Origin of the sequence: Microvirga brassicacearum (assembly GCF_008757455.1) — a bacterium.
GTDB lineage: Bacteria > Pseudomonadota > Alphaproteobacteria > Rhizobiales > Beijerinckiaceae > Microvirga > Microvirga brassicacearum.
Genome location: NZ_VCMV01000015.1, coordinates 19,920 through 37,825, shown reverse-complemented (window position 1 = coordinate 37,825; position 17,906 = coordinate 19,920). Strand labels below are relative to the sequence as shown.

Below are 17,906 nucleotides of genomic sequence, written 5' to 3'. Positions count from 1 at the left end.
TCCTGCGCGGCCAGGATCGATGCCGGCTCAGGACCGTTTGCCCCGGAGAAGTGCTCTCCACAGCCCGCTAACGCGAGCCCGTCGCCGCCGGGTCCGGGCCCTGCCAATGGCCCTGACCGCGTAGAGCGTCCGCCACTTCGCGGGGCACGTAGTTCGCATCGTGCTTGGCCAACACCGAATCCGCCGCAAACATGTCGGGCGCCGTCAGGACGCCCTCCGCTATGACCCCTTGGCCTTCGCGGAAAAGATCCGGCAAGAGACCTCTGAACCGCACATTCACAATCCCATCGGCATCCGCGACCCTGAAGGCGACAACCTGATCGTTGCCCTGTTGGATGGACCCCGTTTGGACAACGCCGCCGAGGCGGAAACGCGTGCCGGGCGCAACGCCCTTGGCCCAGACCTCGCTTGGCGTGTGGAAGAACACGATGGTGTCGCGCATCGCAAAGGACACAAGCCCGAGCGCGGCGGCGGTCATTGTCAGACCGGTCCCGATGAGGGTAAGGCGTCGTCGTTGCTTTCGGGTCATGCTTCACGATTTCCGACTTGCGATTTACGCCTTCCTGTAGCATCGGCACGCCGATTCCAATTTGACCGAACGCAAGCCCGCCGCTGCTCCCGCGGGAAGACCACCAAAGCCGGTACGTTCGGCCGCACCGGTGTTTCTCTCCAGCATCTGGGGAGGGGCCGGGGGTACAGGAGCAGCGGAAGTCAGGTTGATTGGAGTGCCTCAGGGACAGCGCAGTAGGCGGGCGCACCCATCGGGCGTCATCCGTCATGTCTGACCTGGCCTTGGGCGTGTAATGATGTAGAGCGCCACTCCGGCCATCATGGCCGCGACGATCACGTGCAGGATTCGGCCGTCCGTGAACTATAGAATCATCGCGTAAGAGAGACTAAGCGCGCCGACCGCAGACGTCTTTGCGGGAAGCGCGATGGCCCCCTCGTCACGCCAGTTCGAGAGCAAGGATCCAAACCTCGGGTGGCTGTAGAGCCGCGCGGCATATTGCGGATCAGAGCGCGCAAACAACCAGACGGCCAGAAGTACAAACGGCGTCGAGGGCAGGAGCGGAAGAATCAGACCGAGCACGGCAAGCGAGACGCTTGCGTATCCGAGACAAAGATGAAGCCAGCGCATGAGGTGAACGATGGTTGTGTCAAACGATTGCGCGACTGCTCTCAGCCTGCAAGGCCGAAATGGTGTGAGCATTCGGGCAATACCGCTGCACCACGGTTGCGCATTCACGGTCAAGGTCCCGCCTACAGCGGCTTGCCATCTCGCAACCGGAACAGACGATACTCATGTCGCGCATCACGCCGGCGTGGGTGCGCTTTATCCTTTCAGGTGCAAGGCCACTAGCCCGCATGAGTCGCGACAGCTCCTCACCGGTTCCACCGCCGCGCGCGGTCAGCCGGGTCAATTGGTCCGCGGAAAGTCCAATATCCCTCGCAAGCGCAGCAAGCTCCCCTGTGTCGAGGTAGGCGAGCTCTCGGTCCGCCGGCTGGCCGGACCGCCAGTTTGCGATTGTGGTGATGAACCCCACGGGAACCTCCATGCCATTGGATCCCTTTTGGCACGCTGCTCCTGTCGCAACTTTGCTCCAACACAAACTGGATTCTGATACTCGCTCAGCCCTGGCCGCGCCGTCGCCAGGTACCCTGCTCTTGCGGTCAACACGCCGCAGACGGTAGGAGGCGTCGACCAAATGAATGGCTTCATACGCCTTGTCGCCTCCGTTGTCTCCTCCAACCCGCCCTCGATCGTCGCCCAATGGTCCCGAGCCGGCACCGTCACACGGCTTCCCGGAAGCCCTGGCGCACCCTTGAGCGCCAGGATGTCGACAGTCCTTTCGCGGCATTCTCTCGGGATGCGCTCGGGCGACGTCGATGAGGTAAGCCCGTCGGTGCAGAAAGCGTTTATTGCGTGACGAAGAGGCTGACCGCGATCACGACCGACAGGGTCACGGCCGCAACAGTGCCGGTCAGGCGCAGCACCCCCATCCGGTGAAGCATCACGGCAAAAATGATGATGAGCGGCGTCGCCATCACCAGTCCAACCTGCGCATCGCTCATAAGTCCGCTCTCCTGCTTTTTGGTTCTGTCCCTCTATGAACGGAATGCCGAAGGTTTGTTTGCGCCAGCGCAACGAGAACGCCTGATTACGGGCGGTAAGAGGCGCTACCGGGAAATGCATGATGACAGAAAGAGCCATGGCAGCTGCGCAAGAGGACTGGGGCGCACTCTCGGACCTGCCGGGACACCCCATGATGTGGGTGCTCATCCTGACGGAAGTCGTGACATTCGGCCTGCTCTTCGTGACCTTCGCGGTGACGGGAGCCATCCATCCCGATGTCTTTGCCGCGGGTCAGGCGCAGCTCGATCCCGATCTGGGTGGATTGAACACTCTCGTCCTGATCACGAGCGGATGGCTTGCCGCACTGGCCGTCGACGCTCGAACCACCGGACGCCGCGGCACGACGCGGATGCTGCTCGCTGGATCGGCGACGCTAGGCTGCATCTTCGTCATCATCAAGTTCGCTGAATACGCCGCCAAAGCCAGTGCCGGGATCGGGCTGGAGACGGATACCTTCTTCACGCTCTACTTCCTCCTGACCGGGTTTCATCTCCTTCATGTCGTGCTTGGCATTGTCATTCTCGCCGCTGTCGGTTTGTACGACAGCCTGGAGAACCTGAAGACCGGGACGGCCTTCTGGCACATGGTCGATCTCGTCTGGGTTGTTATGTACCCGCTGATCTATCTGGTTGGGTGAAGCGATGAATCTCACAGCTGTGGGCCAGGTTACCCGCGCCTGGGGGTTCCTCGTCCTGCTCACGCTGCTCAACCTCGCTGCTGGCCACTCCGGCTTGAGTGGATTGGCTGCCAATGGACTGATTCTTGTCGCCGCCTACGCTAAAGGGCGATGGATGCTGATGGAATTCCTCAAACTCCGCAATGTCCCGAATGGCTGGCAAATCCTGTTTCTCTGCTGGCTGAGTCTGGTCACCTTTGTTTCTTGGGCAGCCGCCGCCATCCCCCTGCTGCGCGGCTGACGCTATCTCTCATCGAAGCTTGTCCTGGAGCAAAGAGCCAGCCTGCTTCTCCTGTAGTTTGCCGCCATCCGCTTCCACCCGGCGCACGTTTCCAATTCGAAAACACAGACATCCTCACCCGCTTACTCTCGGCGACCCGCTCCCGGAGTTCGCCAGACACATTCCGACTCGAGGCGCGGCCCGCGCCTCTCCTTCTCTACCTCATTGAAAGGACTGCGTGATGGCTGAAGCCCTCACTAAATCGGCGGCGAGAAACGTGTTCTATGGGGGCTCGTTCTTCTTCTTCGCCATCTTCGTGGGCCTGACCGCCCACAGCCACTACTTCATGAACACCACTTCGACGGATGTCTCGACATTGTCTGACGCCGTCGCGCGCGGCAAGCACGTGTGGGAGAAGCACTCCTGCATCAACTGCCACTCGATCCTGGGCGAAGGAGCCTATTTCGCTCCGGAGCTCGGTAACGTCTGGGACCGCTATGACGGCAAGGAAGACCCCATCGCTGCCCGCGAGACGCTGAAGGCCTGGATGGCGGCACAGCCGAGCGGGATCGAGGGTCGGCGTCAAATGCCACAATTCAACCTGACCGACCAGGAACTCGACGATCTCGTCGACTTCTTGGAATGGACCAGCCGCATCAAGACCCAGAACTGGCCGCCGAACAAGGCTGGCTGAGATCAGGAATTGTCATCATGAAATACCAAACACAAAAGGTGGCCCTGCTTTACTTCTACGGAGCACTGGCCCTGTTCCTGGCACAAGTCCTGTTCGGCGTTCTAGCCGGCACGATCTACGTTCTGCCGAACACCCTGTCCGAGATTCTACCGTTCAATGTCGTGAGGATGATCCACACCAACGCGCTGATCGTGTGGCTCCTCATCGGCTTCATGGGGGCGACCTATTATCTGATCCCGGAGGAGACCGAGACAGAACTCTTCAGTCCGCTCCTCGCCAAGATCCAGTTCTGGATGTTCTTCGGCGCGGCGGGTGTTGCGGTCGTCGGCTACCTGTTCAAGATCCATGAAGGTCGCGAGTTTCTCGAACAGCCTTTCATCATCAAAGTCGGCATCGTCGTCGTCTGCCTGATGTTCCTGTTCAACATCACGATGACGGCTCTCAAAGGCCGCAAGACCGTGGTGACCAACATCCTTCTCTTTGGGCTGTGGGGCGTGGCGATATTCTTCCTGTTCGCCTTCTACAATCCGTCGAACCTGGCCGTGGACAAGATGTACTGGTGGTACGTCGTGCACCTGTGGGTCGAGGGCGTGTGGGAGTTGATCATGGCTTCCGTGCTCGCCTTCCTGATGATCAAGCTCAACGGCATCGACCGCGAGGTGGTGGAGAAGTGGCTCTATGTCATCGTCGGCATGGCGCTGTTCTCCGGAATTCTTGGAACCGGTCACCACTTCTATTGGATCGGCGCGCCGGGCTACTGGCAGTGGATCGGCTCGCTGTTCTCCACCCTCGAGGTCGCGCCGTTCTTCACCATGGTGATCTTCACGGTGCAGATGACCTGGAAAGCCGGCCGCCGCCATCCCAACCGCGCTGCGCTGCTGTGGTCGATTGGTTGCTCGGTGATGGCGTTCTTCGGAGCGGGTGTCTGGGGCTTCCTGCACACCCTGTCCTCGGTGAACTACTACACTCACGGCACGCAGCTCACCGCCGCGCACGGGCATCTCGCCTTCTTCGGCGCCTATGTGATGCTCAATCTCGCAGTCATGGCCTACGCCATGCCGCAGATCCTCGGTCGCGAGCCGTACAACCAGATGCTCAGCATCGTGAGCTTCTGGATCATGTGCACGGCCATGTCGGTCATGACCTTCGCGCTCACTTTCGCAGGCGTGATTCAGGTCCATTTGCAGCGTGTGCTCGGACAATCGTTCATGGACGTCCAGGACCAGTTGGCGCTGTTCTACTGGATCCGCCTCGGCTCGGGTGTGTTCGTCCTGATGTCGGCGCTGATGTTCTTCTATGCAGTGCTGGTCCCTGGCCGCGAAAAGGCTCCGCGCCGGACGCAAGGACTGCAGCCTGCCGAGTAATCCACATGAGGGCTGACCCTTGGGGCCGCCCTCTCCTCCCGATGATCCTGCTTCGGAAAACCCGCCGATGACAACTCTTCTGCAAGCGATTCCCGCACCTGCTGTCGAACTTCCCTATTATGTACCTGCCGGCAACGAATGCGCCCTTTTCGAACTCGCCTGGCGCAAGCGCCTGCCGCTTCTTCTGAAAGGCCCTACGGGCTGCGGCAAGACGCGGTTCGTGGCCCATATGGCGTCCAGGTTCGGCCTGCCGCTCCACACCGTGTCGTGCCATGACGATCTCACCGGCGCCGATCTCACGGGCCGCTATCTTCTCAAGGGCGGTGACACCGTCTGGGCGGATGGTCCTCTCACCCGCGCCGTGCGCGAGGGCGGAATCTGCTACCTCGACGAGATCGTGGAAGCCCGCAAGGATGTGACCGTGGTGCTGCATCCGCTCACCGACGACCGCCGCATCCTGCCGCTCGATCGCACGGGCGAAGAACTGCAGGCACCGGACTCCTTCATGCTGGTCGTGTCCTATAACCCTGGCTACCAGACCCTGCTCAAGTCGCTGAAGCCCTCGACCCGCCAACGTTTCGTAGCCATCGAGTTCGACTTCCTTCCACTAGAGCACGAGATTGCCGTCGTCGCCTCCGAGAGCGGCCTGTCGGCGGATTGCGTTCGTCCGCTCCTGCTGCTGGCCCGTCGTTTGCGCGTACTGAAAGGACAGGATTTGGAGGAAGGCGTCTCGACGCGTTTGGTCATCTATTGCGCCACCCTTATCGCTGCGGGTCTATCTCGGGACGAGGCGGTTACGGCCGCCATGATCGAGCCATTGACCGACGATCTCGATGTCAAGAAGGGTTTGATCGAAGTTGCTCGCGCCACTCTCGGCTGACCCGGAGGAGCATCGTGCTCGATTTCCTGGAACTCGAAGAGACCGTCGGACAGCTTTGGCATCGGCTCGTCGGCCGTGCTGCCACCTATCCACGCCATCCTGGGTTCGGCGTCTCCCTCGACGACGTGCGTGCCTCACTCGCGATCTTCTTCCGCAGTCTCGGCGGCGAGTTCGGCGTGCAGTTGGCCGGCACGACGGCTCGCGCGTCGTCACACCGCATGAGTTTGCGCCAGCGCATCGGAATCGCCGAGGAACGACTGGAACAGCCGGGGCGCGATGCGGCCACTCTCTTCCTGCCGCCTAGGATCGAGATCTTTCCTTCGAGCGCGTTGAACCGCTCACTGTACTTTTGGCTGGCGGCCTACTTCGCCCATGTGCCGACAAGCGCCATCGGTGAAGCTGATCCCCTGCGTCGGGACCTCTTGCTGCTCAAGAGAACGCAGACGACCGTCGAGACCATTCTCGCGGCATGTCCGGGACTGGCAGAGGTTTACAAGGAACTTTGCTCCGCGATGCGCGAGGCGCGCCCGCAACGTCCTCTTCCCGTCACCGAGGGGAAGATCGAACAGATCGTGCTATCGCTCCTGGGTGACGATACCTCCGTGCCGCCTTCCTTCTGGGAAACGGGGGCCGGCGATACGGCTCTACAGGCGCCTGCAGTCTATCAAGCCTTCCTTCCGGTTCCACTCTGGGGCGACACCTGGGCTCGCACCTCCGAAGCGGCAAACCGCGACAACGATGAACCCGCCGGTGCCAGCGATCTTGCCGCATCAGACACCCGGAAACGCTTCGCCACACGGCGCGAAGCCGACGAGTCCCAACGCAGCGACCCCTTCATCCTGAATCGGTTCGAGAAGATCCTGGCGATGGCGGAAATGGTCAACATCAATCGCCCTTCGGATGACGACGAAGATGAGAACGCCGAGAAGGCGTTGGACGAAACAGAGGAAATTCCGCTTACCCAGCATCGCGGCAAGCCGGCGACCAGATTGAAGTTCGATCTCGACCTACCGCCGGAAGCCGTCGATACTGCCTGCCTGTCAGCCGATCTGACCTACCCGGAATGGGACTATACCCGGAAGGCCTATCTCCCGAACCACTGCCGCGTGCTGGCAGCGCAAGCGTCCGAGCGGGGAGAGATCTGGGAGCCGGACGAAGAAGCCGTCCGAAGCATCCGGCGCGTGCGCCGCCAGTTCGAGGCGCTGCGGCCGAAGCACGAAATCCTGAGGGCGCAGGCCGATGGCGAAGAAATCGACATCGACGCATTGGTGCGCGCGCGCAGCGATCTGCGATCGGGCGGATGGGGGTCGGATCGCATCCATCTCGCCAGCCGGCGCCAAGCGCACGACCTGGCGGTAACGCTGCTGGTCGACGTTTCCCTCTCGACGGATGCCTGGGTGGACAACAGACGGGTTCTCGATGTCGAGAAGGATGCCCTTTTTATCCTGGCGCATGGGCTGGCCGCCTGCGGGGACTCGCATTCGATCATGACCTTCACATCGCGCCGCCGCTCCTGGGTCCGAGCCGAGACGGTAAAAGATTTTGACGAGCCGCTGAGCCCGAACGTCTTACGCCGCATCTCGGCCCTGAAACCCGGATACTACACCCGGATTGGCGCCGGCATTCGCCACGCGACGGCGAAACTGTCCGAGCGCGCGAACCGCCAGAAACTTCTGCTGGTGCTGACCGACGGCAAGCCGAACGACATCGACCATTACGAGGGCCGCTTCGGTATCGAGGACACGCGCCGCGCCGTCATGGAAGCGCGTCGCGCGAGCGTCACCGTGTTCGGCGTCACTGTGGACCGCGAGGCGCAATCGTATTTTCCGACCCTCTTCGGCCGCGGCGGCTACGCCATCGTCAGCCATGTGGCAAAGCTCCCATCCGCCCTGCCCGCGATCTACCGGCATCTTGTCCAATAGGTCCGAAAATGATCGAGGTCGCCTGCACGCCAAAACTGTGTGAAGTGAGCCTCATCGGTCCTGATCCCACCTCACCAATGCGCTGGCGTGGCTTGATGGTTTTGACGTGCAGATCGAAGGCAAATCTGTAGTCGTTCAAACGGGCAGAGCGAGAATAGGTATCTCCGGTGTTAGCCGTCGCCGTCCTGCCGCCTCCGGGACAGGCAATCGCGAACGCTGCCTGCGGCGGCGCAGCCGGGCAGATGCAGCGCTTAGGGGCCGATGTTGAAATCCTTTTGCGGAATGTCAGCGTCGCTTATGCGCGATGAGAAAAGAAGGCTGCGAAATCGATTTCGCAGATCTCGTGGCCGTCGTTTTGAACGGCGCCAACACCGCACGAACTGAGTCTCAACCAGACCTATGGGTCATCGACCGCTGCCCTGGCATCCGCGCGCCCGCACGGACTCCGTGAGGTTGACGTCAAACGGGAGCTGCTCGTTCCAGCGGTTGCGCGGGTTCGATAAAAGACCGGTCCCAGTTCCTCATCCCCCGGAACGCGCTCATCAAGATTCGGAGGATGATTCCTTCGGTGACGCATTTCGAAGACTCAATCGATCGCGGCCGCCGAACTCATTTCAAAATCCTTTTCCCGAATTCCTCTTTCCGTTATCCGGAAAAGATGTATGTTAAATGCCTCTTTTAGGAGTTCTAATGCGGCTGACGTCCCACACTGATTTTGCGTTGCGGATCCTGATGAGCCTCGCTGTCATGGAGGAACGGCTCGTCACGATCGAGGAATTGGCAAAGCGGCATAAGTTGTCCCGCAACCATCTGATGAAAGTGGCGCAGACGTTGGTGGGACTCGGCTACGTCACGGGTGTTCGCGGGCGGGTCGGAGGGCTGAAGCTCGCCAAGCCGGCCTCCACGATCCGGATGGGCAAGGTCGTCCGCGACCTGGAGGGCGACACCCGTCTAGTGGAATGCCTCGGCGACGGGCCGTTCACATGCATTCTAAACGGCGCCTGTCTCCTCACCCGCTCCATGGATCGGGCGGCTGATGCCTTCTTTGCCGAACTCGATCAAGTCACGCTGGCGGGCCTGGTTGCGCCGCGCCGCACTCTGCGGCAGCGCCTTGGCATCGGCGAAGAAAGCGAACCCGTCGCCGCTGCCCTCACTCCGATATCGACAGACGAAACGAAAGGTCTATTGCCATGCCAATGAGGACCCCTCTGATGGCGCTTCTCCTGCTCGCGGCAGGACCCGCTTCGGCCGAATGCTTGTACAAGAATGTCTACAACCATTTGACGGACGAATACGTGACGGTCCCATTTTCCTGCCCTCCCCTCAAGGCCAGCGAGACGCCGAAGTTTCGCAGTTGGCATGAATGCCCCGTGCACGAGCAACGCGATGCCGCAACTGGCAATGTACATCGGGTACGGTCCTGCGCCTGACGTACTCGTCGACCAGACGAGGAACCATGCTGCGAAGCCGAAGCCGTCACGAGCCAAGCGCGGGACTGGACCTGACGGCATTTTCGCCGATGCCCGATCACACCGCGCGGCTGTGCATCCTGCCTGAGGCGCCGAGATAAGCATCGAAGGCGGAGGCGACGCTTCTCACCAGGAAGCGCGTGTCGTCATTCACCGACAAAACATTGCCGTCAATCCTGATGATGCCGTCCTGCTCCAGCAGCTCAAGGCGATGGATCGACTGCAGGATGGTCTCCGGAGCCACGCCATGCCTGCCGCATATCTCGGCCACATCGATCCGGAAGTCGCACATCACCCGTTCGATCAGGTCGGCCCGGAGACGGTCGTCGGCGGTGAGGGCATAACCCCTCGCCGTCGCCAACTCTCCGCGTGAGATGCGCTCGGCATAGCGTCCCAGTACGACCTCGTTCTGAGCGTAACCCTGCGTCAGCCTTCCGATGGCGGAGGCCCCGAAGCCGATCAGGACGTCGCTCGGATCGGTGGTGTAGCCCTGAAAGTTGCGGTGCAAGACCCCATCGACGTGGGCCTGCACCATGGAGTCCTCCGGCAGCGCGTAGTGATCAAGGCCGATTCGGCGATATCCAGCTTGGGCCAACGCGTCAGCGATAGCCTCCGCCTGCTCGTAGCGGGCCGCGCCATTGGGTAGCGCGGCCTCGTCGATCTTACGCTGGTGTTTCTTGAATGTGGGGACGTGGGCGTAACCGAAGACGGAAAAGCGCTCTGGGCGCAGCTCGATGCTTTTGTGCACCGTGTCGATGCAGGAGGCCACCGTTTGATGCGGCAGGCCGTAGATCAGGTCGAAATTGATGCCGCTCACACCCGCATCGCGCAGACCGTTCGTGGCCCTTGCGGTCTGCTCGAAGCTTTGGATGCGATTGATCGCGCGCTGCACAACCGGATCGAAGCTCTGAACCCCCAGGCTCGCGCGGGTGACGCCGGCCTCGCCAAGGGCTGTCGTCATGGGCCGCGTCAGCGTGCGGGGATCGATCTCGACCGCGATCTCGGCATCGCGCTCAAGGAAAAACAACCGCCGCATTAGGTCGATAAGGTCGAGAAACTCAGTCGGCTCCATGATGGTCGGAGTTCCCCCGCCGAAATGCACATGGCGCACCGGCAGTGGAACGCTCAGGCGATCCGCCACCAGACCGATCTCGCGGCGGAGCACGGCAAGGTAATCGACGATGGGCGCATCCCGCTGAGTGATCGTGGTGTGGCATCCGCAATACCAGCACATCGAGCGGCAGAAAGGCACGTGAAGATAGAGGGAGGCGGTCGATCCACCCGGAAGAGCAGCAAGCCACTCTGCGTAGGTCGCATGCCCGATGGCGTCGGAGAACTGCGGAGCGGTAGGATAGCTCGTGTAGCGCGGAAGTCGTTCCTCGCCGTATCGTGCTCTCAGATCATCTCTCATGGAAAGCCCTTGCGGTGCGACGTCTCGCAATGGTGCATCGCGTTGCGTCAATGACATGAGGCCTGTCTACGAGACATCCACCCTGTGTTCTTTGACCTCCCTCAACGAAATGGATCGGTGGTCGAGAAAAGAGCGCTCCGGCCAACTCATTTGCATTCAAAGCTCGATTTGATCGGGATCAAGTCTTTGAATTTCACGAATGGGCTGACGCTTTCGCGTTCTTATTTGCACTGCGACAAATAACGGTGAGGCGACGCAGCGTACATAATCTTCATCCGAAAGACGGACCACGATGATCCGCCAGGCGGTCCCATAGAGGAGACAATGATGAAGGCCATGAAGATCTCGGGACGCCGGCAGCTGCTTGCGACCGCTGCTGCATTAACGCTTGCCACCGCAGCGTGGCTCGGCGCCCCGCTTGCGGCCAACGCGGGCGACAAGATCGCCGCCGCCGGCCACGCGCACGCCGCTACCGAGGCGGTCGCCAACGTGGTGCGCGATCCCACCGATCTTCCGGGTCCCATCGGAAAGCGCGGCCCGCAGCGGATCAAGGTCGACCTCGAAACCGTCGAGGTAACTGGCCAGCTCGCCGACGGCACAACCTACCACTACTGGACCTTCAATCGAAAGGTTCCCGGCCCGTTCATCCGGGTCAGGGTTGGCGACACTGTCGAGGTCAAGCTCAAGAACCACGACGACAGCATGGTGATGCACAACGTCGACTTTCATGCCGTCACCGGCCCTGGCGGCGGCGCCAAGGCAACGGAAGCGGCACCGGGCGAAAGCCGCGGCTTCGAGTTCAAGGCTTTGAAGCCGGGCCTTTATGTCTATCATTGCGCAACACCGATGGTCGCCCAGCACATCGCCAACGGCATGTACGGCATGATCCTGGTGGAGCCGGAGGCAAGCCTGCCGAAGGTCGACCGTGAGTTCTACGTCATGCAGGGCGAGATCTATACCGAGCAGGCGTTCGGCACCAAGGGTCACTTGGAGGAGAGCTACGACAAACTCATCAGCGAGCGGCCGGAATATTTCATCTTCAACGGCACGACCGAGGCCCTGAAGAAGACCCCGCTCAAGGCCAAGGTGGGCGAAACGGTTCGGGTCTATTTCGGCGTGGGCGGCCCCAACTATACCTCGTCGTTCCACGTGATCGGCGAGATCTTCGACAAGGTCTACGCCATGGGTTCGCTGACCGCTCAGCCACTGAGCGACGTCCAGACGGTCACGACGCCTCCCGGCGGGGCCACCGTAGTGGACTTCAAGCTTGAGGTGCCTGGCAACTACATCCTCGTCGATCACGCTCTGAGCCGCGTCGAGCGCGGGCTGGCCGGCATCCTTCAGGTTGAAGGAGCGGAGAACGCCGCGGTGTTCAAGGACCACAACCCCGAGAAGTCGGCTCTATCAGTCGGCGGCCACTGACCAGATCGACCGACGTGATGAAAGGTCCGGGCAACTCGGACCTTTCATCGTCGGAGAGCTCTTCGGGCTCCGAACAGATTGTGAGAATAGCTGCACCTGATCACCAGGTTGCGCACTCCGGCACAGCGAGCATCATTACGGAGAAAGCGATGAAGCCAGTTCTGCACGAGGTCGATGCTGACCTGAACCAGGCCACGAAATCCGATCCACCCCACCTGCTGACGCGCGTCCGCGCCGTCATGGGCGCGCTTGAGTTGGACTGCCGATGCCGTGGCAAGGTCGATGCCGCCCTGGAGCGGTTCGAGACGCTGGAAACCCGCCGCCAGCTTCGCGGCCTGATCCTCGATGCCCGGCATCAGGCGGAACGCATCGCGGCGCTGCTCGAACGGTTCCGTCGCAAACATTTTGTTTGCTGTCGCCTGCTACTGTGGCCGAGGTCCAGTTCGGGGAGAACATCATGTTCAAAGGTCGGCATTTCGATCGCTCGGTGATTCTCCTGTGCGTGCGGTGGTATCTGGCTTACGGTTTGAGCCTGCGGAATCTCGAAGAGATGATGGCCGAGCGAGGTATCTCGGTCGACCATGCAACGGTTCACAGATGGGTTCTTCGCTATTCGCCCGAACTGCTCGAGCGCTTCAACCGCCGCAAGCGTGCCGTCAGTCGGAACTGGCATGTGGACGAGACATACATCAAGGTACGGGGCCAGTGGAAATATCTCTATCGCGCCGTCGACAGCAACGGTGACACGGTTGAGTTCTGGTTCAGCACACGACGTGATCTCGCGGCCGCCAAACGCTTCCTGACCCGTGCGCTGACGCGGCACGGTCGCCCAGAACGGATCGTCATCGACGGCAGTCAGACTAATCGTGAAGCGATCCTTTCCGTCGATACAACCGATCGGCTGCAGAATAGATCAAGGCGAAGGCTGAAGCCAATCAGGATCAGGCAGAGCCGCTACCTCAACAATCGCATTGAGCAGGATCATCGGCGTATCAAGCGCCGGGTTCGGCCCATGCTCGGCTTCCAGAGCGTTCACAGCGCTCGGGTCATCCTCGGCGGCATCGAGATGGTCCACATGATGCGGAAACAGCAGGCGAAATACGTCCGTAATATGGAGCCGACGCTCGCTGCTCAATTCGACCTCCTTACAGCGTGACGCGTCGCCGGAATTCTAATGGCTTTTGACTTCACTTCAGATTTGCGACGGAACCGCGGAGTATCGTCCTCCCCAAATCTTCGAAGCTGGTCATGCAAATTCTCCTATTGCCGCCGTTGAATGCACCTTCTGGTTCAGCGGCTCCTTGGTCCGTGTGGGTTGCGTCGTTAAGAGAGATGCAGTCAGGACACGGTACTTGAAGGATGGGCGGCGACGACACTTGAAATGACGATGACGAATGGTGCCTAATGAGCGCACCCTGCGGCGCGGCCACCAGCCCGAATGCGCCTGCGGACGACGGAACTCTAGTGTGATGAGACCGCCCCTGCGGACCCTCGCAACAGGTGCGAGCGAGGCGGAAATATGCAAAGCTTCTGCATCCCCCTCGCGTGCGCCAAGGAGCCGTGACCATGGGCAAGGACAACAGGGCCCGCGTGCCCGACGCCAGCGGGGAGACCTATAAGCTCGACCGCAAGACGTTTGAGATGCAATTGGGGGGCGGCTACAGGGAGGACTTGTCAGGCTGCAACGCTGGGTCAAGCACACCGGTTCGCGGATCGTCATCCTGTTCGAGGGCCGGGATGCAGCCGGCAAAGGCTACGACTATTGGCGCGCCAGGGACGCGATGCTCGCCGCGACCGACACCGATCTCAGTCCGTGGTACGTCATCAAGGGCGACGACAAGCGACGGGCCCGGCTCAATTGCATTTCCCATACGTCATTGAGTCGGGTCATGATGTTGATGTGCTATCTCCATCCACGCCAATACGGGAGACTTCAATGTTGAAGGTCCGGCAAGCTCTTGGCCAAGTCTTGATGACAGTTGCGTTTGCAGTATCCCCTGTATTGACGGTACCCGCGTGGGCCGAAACCGGGACAGTTAACATCGAGATTGTGAAGGCAGGTTTCATCGTCGGTGTCGGGGGCGGCCGGGGGACTCTTGTCTTCCAGGGACGTCGCTATCCGTTGCGGATCGGCGGCTTGAGTTTTGGTGCGACGATCGGAGCGTCAAAGGCCGAGTTGTCAGGCCGCGCCAGCAACTTGCGTCGGGCTTCCGACATCGCTGGCACTTACACCGCTGTCGGTGCAGGCGCCGCCGTTGGCGGTGGCGTGTCGGCTATCAGGCTCCAGAACGGGAAAGGGGTCGTGCTCGATCTGAAGGGCCGCAACATTGGGTTGGAGCTGAACACCAGCGTCAGCGGAGTCGAAGTCAGCCTGCGTTGAAGCGCCACAGCGAGTACTGAAATTCGCAGCTGGGCGCTGCCGTGCGGGACTCTCACACCTTCGTTGCCGATCCCAGGATCGAGCTTTAGCTTCGTTTTGCGGCGAGCCATCCTTCCCGAGCAGTTCACCCGCCCCGCAATAGTCCAATCGCCGGAACCCTAAACGCTCCGATAGGCTGCCTGCTCGTCGATCCGTGCTTTGTTGCGTTGAAGGCTGCCCCGAATGCGCTCGTTTGCCTCCAGCTCTCCGGCAACGTTGACCCTCATCCTCTTGAACTCGGGGTTGCGAAGGTCCCATTCTCAAATACGCCTTTGCGTTACGTTGAACTGCACGCCGGCTTCCACGCGCGCGCGGCTTTGAGCTGGACGAGCGAAGACTTGGCTATCCGATTGAACGGACGTTCTATGTCGGGGTCGGCCTGAACCTCAACGAGGTCCTTTTCAGAGCGGGGTCCATCCCGAACTTCGCGAAGTACAAGGACACCTCCCGGCCCGGGTCGTCCAGAAGACGTTCGAATACATCCAGGTGCCTTACACGGCGGCCTATCACGGGAATCGCTTCTCGACGATCCGCCGGCAACCAGGTACGCCATTCGATTCAGTGCAGTACCAACACCACGTATTTCGCGGAACGCCCTTTATGCTGCTAAGCTTCCCGGAACAAAGGGCGCGCGAATGAGACGCGGATGGGTCATCGCGGCTATGCTGATGAGAGGAGCGGCCAGCCGCCACAGGCGCCTACGCCCATCGGCAGCGGGCTGCGTGCAGGTCGTCAACAGCTACGGGCAGGTGGTCACCCGGTGCCTATAGGCGGAGCGTTGCCTCCATAGCCTGATCATAGCCCGCCTCCAAACGCCGTCGGGTGCGCGTCGGGTTTCGGGCAAGACACCCCGTTTCGCTCCTGCCGGCCCGGCAAGGCACTTGCATAAGGGCGCAAAGCGGCGTTCGCTTAAAGACGGTGGCTTCATGATGACGACGCACTCCGACCGCAACGCACCGGCAGGGCTCCTCTGGAGCTTGGCGCTGCTGTTCTTCATGCTCGCGGGGACTCCGGCAGCCGACGCCCAAACCACCTCGGCTCAGAGTTCTCCCCCGCCACAGGTGCAGCAGCTCCTGAACCTCTTGCAGGATCCTGCCGTTCGGGGATGGATCGACCAACAGCAGCAGCCCGCGCCGGCGCTTGCAGGACCGCCGCCGTCGGCCTCCGAGATGACGGCCTCCGAGATGATGGCGGCCCGGACCGCGAGCCTGCGGGAACACCTCGCCTCCCTCGCGGCCGCGGCGCCGCGTCTGCCGAGCGAGTTCCGCAACGCCGCAGATCGCTTGCTCGCCGAGTTGCGCGGCCGCCGCCTCGTGGGGGTGCTGATCCTTGTCCTCGGATTCGTCGCCTTGGGTGCCGGAACCGAATTGATTTTCAGGAAGGTCACGGCTCGTCCACAGAGACGGATTGTTACCCTGCCTAGCGAGACACCGTCCGATCGGATGCGCGCTATCGGCCTGCGTCTTGCCTTCGGCCTCAGCGAAGTGGCGATCTTCGGACTTGGGAGTATCGGCGCGTTCCTGGCTTTCGACTGGCCCCCGCTTTTGAGGCAGGTCGTCCTCGCCTATCTGATCGCGGCCGTGATCCTGCGCCTAGTGCTGGTCCTTGGTCGCTTCCTCCTGGCTCCGGATGGCGGCAGGCGGCAGGATACGGAGCGCTTCCGGGTCGTTCCGTTGTCCGCCGACGCCGCCCTGTTCTGGTTTCGCCGCCTGGCGTTCTTCGTCGGGTGGTTCGCCTTTGGCCGCGCTACGCTCGACGTTCTCAGCGCACTGGGGTTCTCGCCGGAGGCCCGCGAGCTCGTCGCTTATACCCTCGGACTTGGACTCCTCGCCATTGCCCTCAATGTCGTTTGGGCCCGGCCGGCCGCCTCCGATGCCCTTCCGGACGCGACGCGGCACACGGCCCGTCACGCAGTCGCCCCCTGGCTGCTATCCCTCTGTCTGGTGCTGCTCTGGGGATTCTGGGTTGTGGGATTCATGCGCTTGTTCTGGCTTTTGGCGATCGCTCTCCTTCTGCCCGCGGCGATCATGGTCGCCCGCACGGCGAGCCATCATGTCTTTCGCCCCGTGGGGGGATCCGAGGCACCCTCCGCGCCGAGTCTGATGGCGATCTATCTGGATCGTGGCATCAGAGCTCTTCTGATCGTCGGCGCCGCGTTTCTGCTCGCCCACACCTGGCACATTGACCTGGTGGAGATGACCGGTCGCGACACCCTCCTGACCCGCCTCCTGCGGGGCGCGCTGAGCAGCATCGTAATCCTGCTGGTCGCCGACCTCATCTGGCAGGTGCTCAAGTCGCTAATCGACCGGCGTCTCGCTCGGGCCGAGGCATTGTCCCCGCCCGGGACCGAGGCGGCTGTCAAGCAGGCGCGGCTCCGAACGCTTCTGCCGATTTTCCGCAACGTGATCTTGGTTGTGCTGGTAGCCGTCGCGGCGATGATGGCCCTCTCGGCGCTTGGCGTGGAGATCGGGCCGCTGATTGCCGGTGCCGGCATCGTGGGCGTTGCCATCGGCTTCGGTTCGCAAACGCTGGTCAAGGACGTGTTCAGCGGCGTTTTCTATCTGCTCGACGATGCTTTTCGCGTCGGCGAGTACATCCAGAGCGGCAGCTACAAGGGAACGGTGGAATCATTCGGGTTCCGCTCGGTGAAGCTGCGGCATCACCGTGGGCCGCTCTCCACGGTGCCCTATGGGGTGCTTGGGGCCGTGCAGAACATGAGCCGCGACTGGGTCATCGACAAGGTGACCGTCGGCGTGGCCTACGATTCCGATTTCGAAAAGGCGAAGAAACTCATCAAGCAGATTGGGAAGGAGCTGGCGGAGGATCCGGAACTCGCGCCGCACATCATCGAACCGCTCAAGATGCAGGGCGTCGAGCAGTTCAGCGATTACGGAATCCAGATCCGCCTCAAGATGATGACTAAGCCCGGTGAGCAGTTCGTCATCCGTCGTCGGGCCCTGGCCATGATCAAGCAGGCCTTTGATGAGAACGGCATCCGGTTCGCGATCCCTACCGTCCAGGTGGCCGGCCACGAGGAAGCCGGGTCGGTGGCGGCCCATCAGGCGCTCAAACTCGTCAAGCCACCCACTCCCGAATGATGGGCGAGTTGGCTGGCTGCCTCCAGCCAAACCATGTCTCAATGAGGGTCCGCGATGATACGCTCAGAAGCGAGCCGGGCCTTCCGAACGGTTCTGTTGCAAACTTTGTCTTGAGCCACGGGAACTGCGAGATTGCAGTGGTTGGTTCATGCGGCGGCGAGGATGTCGAACTGCTCAGCCAATGAGGGATTGGGATT

Annotated in this window: 16 protein-coding genes and 2 pseudogenes; 14 read left to right on the top strand and 4 right to left on the bottom strand. The window is 61.4% G+C overall.

The features are described from left to right. Positions 1-67 precede the first annotated feature (67 nt). From ccmE to FEZ63_RS25175, 3 genes are all read right to left on the bottom strand, one after another. Complete coding sequence (gene ccmE, locus FEZ63_RS12055) at positions 68-529, bottom strand: cytochrome c maturation protein CcmE (protein ID WP_150944698.1); 462 nt, start codon at positions 527-529, stop codon at positions 68-70. Between the two features lie 342 nt (positions 530-871). Next, positions 872-1,138 (bottom strand): YbaN family protein, encoded by a 267-nt coding sequence (locus FEZ63_RS12050; protein WP_244622771.1) that lies wholly within the window; start codon positions 1,136-1,138, stop codon positions 872-874. Between the two features lie 779 nt (positions 1,139-1,917). Next, positions 1,918-2,073, bottom strand: a complete 156-nt coding sequence (locus FEZ63_RS25175; protein ID WP_201274156.1) for a hypothetical protein — start codon at positions 2,071-2,073, stop codon at positions 1,918-1,920. 137 nt (positions 2,074-2,210) lie between these two features. Between FEZ63_RS25175 and FEZ63_RS12045 the strand changes: the two genes are divergently transcribed. The 7 genes from FEZ63_RS12045 (at position 2,211) to FEZ63_RS12015 (ending at position 9,090) form a co-directional block, all read left to right on the top strand. After that, positions 2,211-2,771: a cytochrome c oxidase subunit 3 gene (locus FEZ63_RS12045; RefSeq protein WP_244622770.1), complete on the top strand. Its 561-nt coding sequence runs from the start codon at positions 2,211-2,213 to the stop codon at positions 2,769-2,771. A gap of 4 nt (positions 2,772-2,775) precedes the next feature. Next, positions 2,776-3,051: a cytochrome C oxidase subunit IV family protein gene (locus tag FEZ63_RS12040; RefSeq protein ID WP_150944696.1), complete on the top strand. Its 276-nt coding sequence runs from the start codon at positions 2,776-2,778 to the stop codon at positions 3,049-3,051. A gap of 220 nt (positions 3,052-3,271) precedes the next feature. Further along, on the top strand, positions 3,272-3,724 hold the full coding sequence (locus FEZ63_RS12035) for a c-type cytochrome (protein WP_150944694.1): 453 nt from the start codon (positions 3,272-3,274) through the stop codon (positions 3,722-3,724). A gap of 17 nt (positions 3,725-3,741) precedes the next feature. Beyond that, on the top strand, positions 3,742-5,088 hold the full coding sequence (locus tag FEZ63_RS12030) for a cbb3-type cytochrome c oxidase subunit I (protein WP_150944692.1): 1,347 nt from the start codon (positions 3,742-3,744) through the stop codon (positions 5,086-5,088). A 67-nt stretch (positions 5,089-5,155) separates the two neighbouring features. Next, positions 5,156-5,968 (top strand): CbbQ/NirQ/NorQ/GpvN family protein, encoded by an 813-nt coding sequence (locus FEZ63_RS12025; RefSeq protein WP_150944690.1) that lies wholly within the window; start codon positions 5,156-5,158, stop codon positions 5,966-5,968. Between the two features lie 14 nt (positions 5,969-5,982). After that, a complete protein-coding gene (locus tag FEZ63_RS12020) occupies positions 5,983-7,890 on the top strand; it encodes a nitric oxide reductase activation protein NorD (protein WP_150944688.1) in 1,908 nt (635 codons plus the stop codon). 690 nt (positions 7,891-8,580) lie between these two features. Then, positions 8,581-9,090: an RrF2 family transcriptional regulator gene (locus FEZ63_RS12015; RefSeq protein ID WP_150944686.1), complete on the top strand. Its 510-nt coding sequence runs from the start codon at positions 8,581-8,583 to the stop codon at positions 9,088-9,090. A 327-nt stretch (positions 9,091-9,417) separates the two neighbouring features. Here the strand turns inward: FEZ63_RS12015 and hemN are convergent, their stop codons facing one another. After that, positions 9,418-10,770 carry an oxygen-independent coproporphyrinogen III oxidase gene (hemN, locus tag FEZ63_RS12010; protein ID WP_150944684.1) on the bottom strand — a complete coding sequence of 451 codons (1,353 nt, stop codon included), beginning with the start codon at positions 10,768-10,770 and terminating at the stop codon, positions 9,418-9,420. 324 nt (positions 10,771-11,094) lie between these two features. Between hemN and nirK the strand changes: the two genes are divergently transcribed. From nirK to FEZ63_RS11980, 7 genes and pseudogenes are all read left to right on the top strand, one after another. Further along, a complete protein-coding gene (gene nirK, locus FEZ63_RS12005) occupies positions 11,095-12,192 on the top strand; it encodes a copper-containing nitrite reductase (RefSeq protein ID WP_150944681.1) in 1,098 nt (365 codons plus the stop codon). A gap of 149 nt (positions 12,193-12,341) precedes the next feature. After that, complete coding sequence (locus FEZ63_RS12000) at positions 12,342-12,683, top strand: hypothetical protein (protein ID WP_150944680.1); 342 nt, start codon at positions 12,342-12,344, stop codon at positions 12,681-12,683. Beyond that, the gene (locus FEZ63_RS11995) at positions 12,650-13,348 is read left to right on the top strand and encodes an IS6 family transposase (protein ID WP_150944678.1); all 699 of its coding nucleotides are present in this window, start codon (positions 12,650-12,652) and stop codon (positions 13,346-13,348) included. Before FEZ63_RS12000 ends, FEZ63_RS11995 begins: the two co-directional genes overlap by 34 nt. 490 nt (positions 13,349-13,838) lie before the next feature. Next, a pseudogene (locus tag FEZ63_RS26205) lies at positions 13,839-13,934 on the top strand (polyphosphate kinase 2); the annotation flags it as partial. A 12-nt stretch (positions 13,935-13,946) separates the two neighbouring features. Beyond that, positions 13,947-14,063 (top strand): annotated as a pseudogene (locus FEZ63_RS25625) (polyphosphate kinase 2); the annotation flags it as partial. 65 nt (positions 14,064-14,128) lie between these two features. Next, positions 14,129-14,572 carry a lipid-binding SYLF domain-containing protein gene (locus FEZ63_RS11985; RefSeq protein WP_150944676.1) on the top strand — a complete coding sequence of 148 codons (444 nt, stop codon included), beginning with the start codon at positions 14,129-14,131 and terminating at the stop codon, positions 14,570-14,572. Between the two features lie 965 nt (positions 14,573-15,537). Continuing rightward, positions 15,538-17,709 (top strand): mechanosensitive ion channel family protein, encoded by a 2,172-nt coding sequence (locus FEZ63_RS11980; RefSeq protein WP_244622769.1) that lies wholly within the window; start codon positions 15,538-15,540, stop codon positions 17,707-17,709. Positions 17,710-17,906: the final 197 nt, after the last annotated feature.

What these genes read in the sequence shown, in the direction of transcription:
- FEZ63_RS12030 (WP_150944692.1), top strand. Translation starts at nt 3,742, where the DNA reads ATGAAATACCAAACACAAAAGGTGGCCCTGCTTTACTTCTACGGAGCA.
- FEZ63_RS12015 (WP_150944686.1), top strand. Translation starts at nt 8,581, where the DNA reads ATGCGGCTGACGTCCCACACTGATTTTGCGTTGCGGATCCTGATGAGC.
- FEZ63_RS12040 (WP_150944696.1), top strand. Translation starts at nt 2,776, where the DNA reads ATGAATCTCACAGCTGTGGGCCAGGTTACCCGCGCCTGGGGGTTCCTC.
- hemN (WP_150944684.1), bottom strand. Translation starts at nt 10,770, where the DNA reads ATGAGAGATGATCTGAGAGCACGATACGGCGAGGAACGACTTCCGCGC.
- FEZ63_RS12050 (WP_244622771.1), bottom strand. Translation starts at nt 1,138, where the DNA reads ATGCGCTGGCTTCATCTTTGTCTCGGATACGCAAGCGTCTCGCTTGCC.
- ccmE (WP_150944698.1), bottom strand. Translation starts at nt 529, where the DNA reads ATGACCCGAAAGCAACGACGACGCCTTACCCTCATCGGGACCGGTCTG.
- FEZ63_RS12035 (WP_150944694.1), top strand. Translation starts at nt 3,272, where the DNA reads ATGGCTGAAGCCCTCACTAAATCGGCGGCGAGAAACGTGTTCTATGGG.
- FEZ63_RS12000 (WP_150944680.1), top strand. Translation starts at nt 12,342, where the DNA reads ATGAAGCCAGTTCTGCACGAGGTCGATGCTGACCTGAACCAGGCCACG.
- FEZ63_RS11985 (WP_150944676.1), top strand. Translation starts at nt 14,129, where the DNA reads ATGTTGAAGGTCCGGCAAGCTCTTGGCCAAGTCTTGATGACAGTTGCG.
- FEZ63_RS11980 (WP_244622769.1), top strand. Translation starts at nt 15,538, where the DNA reads ATGATGACGACGCACTCCGACCGCAACGCACCGGCAGGGCTCCTCTGG.
- FEZ63_RS12025 (WP_150944690.1), top strand. Translation starts at nt 5,156, where the DNA reads ATGACAACTCTTCTGCAAGCGATTCCCGCACCTGCTGTCGAACTTCCC.
- nirK (WP_150944681.1), top strand. Translation starts at nt 11,095, where the DNA reads ATGATGAAGGCCATGAAGATCTCGGGACGCCGGCAGCTGCTTGCGACC.
- FEZ63_RS25175 (WP_201274156.1), bottom strand. Translation starts at nt 2,073, where the DNA reads ATGAGCGATGCGCAGGTTGGACTGGTGATGGCGACGCCGCTCATCATC.
- FEZ63_RS11995 (WP_150944678.1), top strand. Translation starts at nt 12,650, where the DNA reads ATGTTCAAAGGTCGGCATTTCGATCGCTCGGTGATTCTCCTGTGCGTG.
- FEZ63_RS12045 (WP_244622770.1), top strand. Translation starts at nt 2,211, where the DNA reads ATGGCAGCTGCGCAAGAGGACTGGGGCGCACTCTCGGACCTGCCGGGA.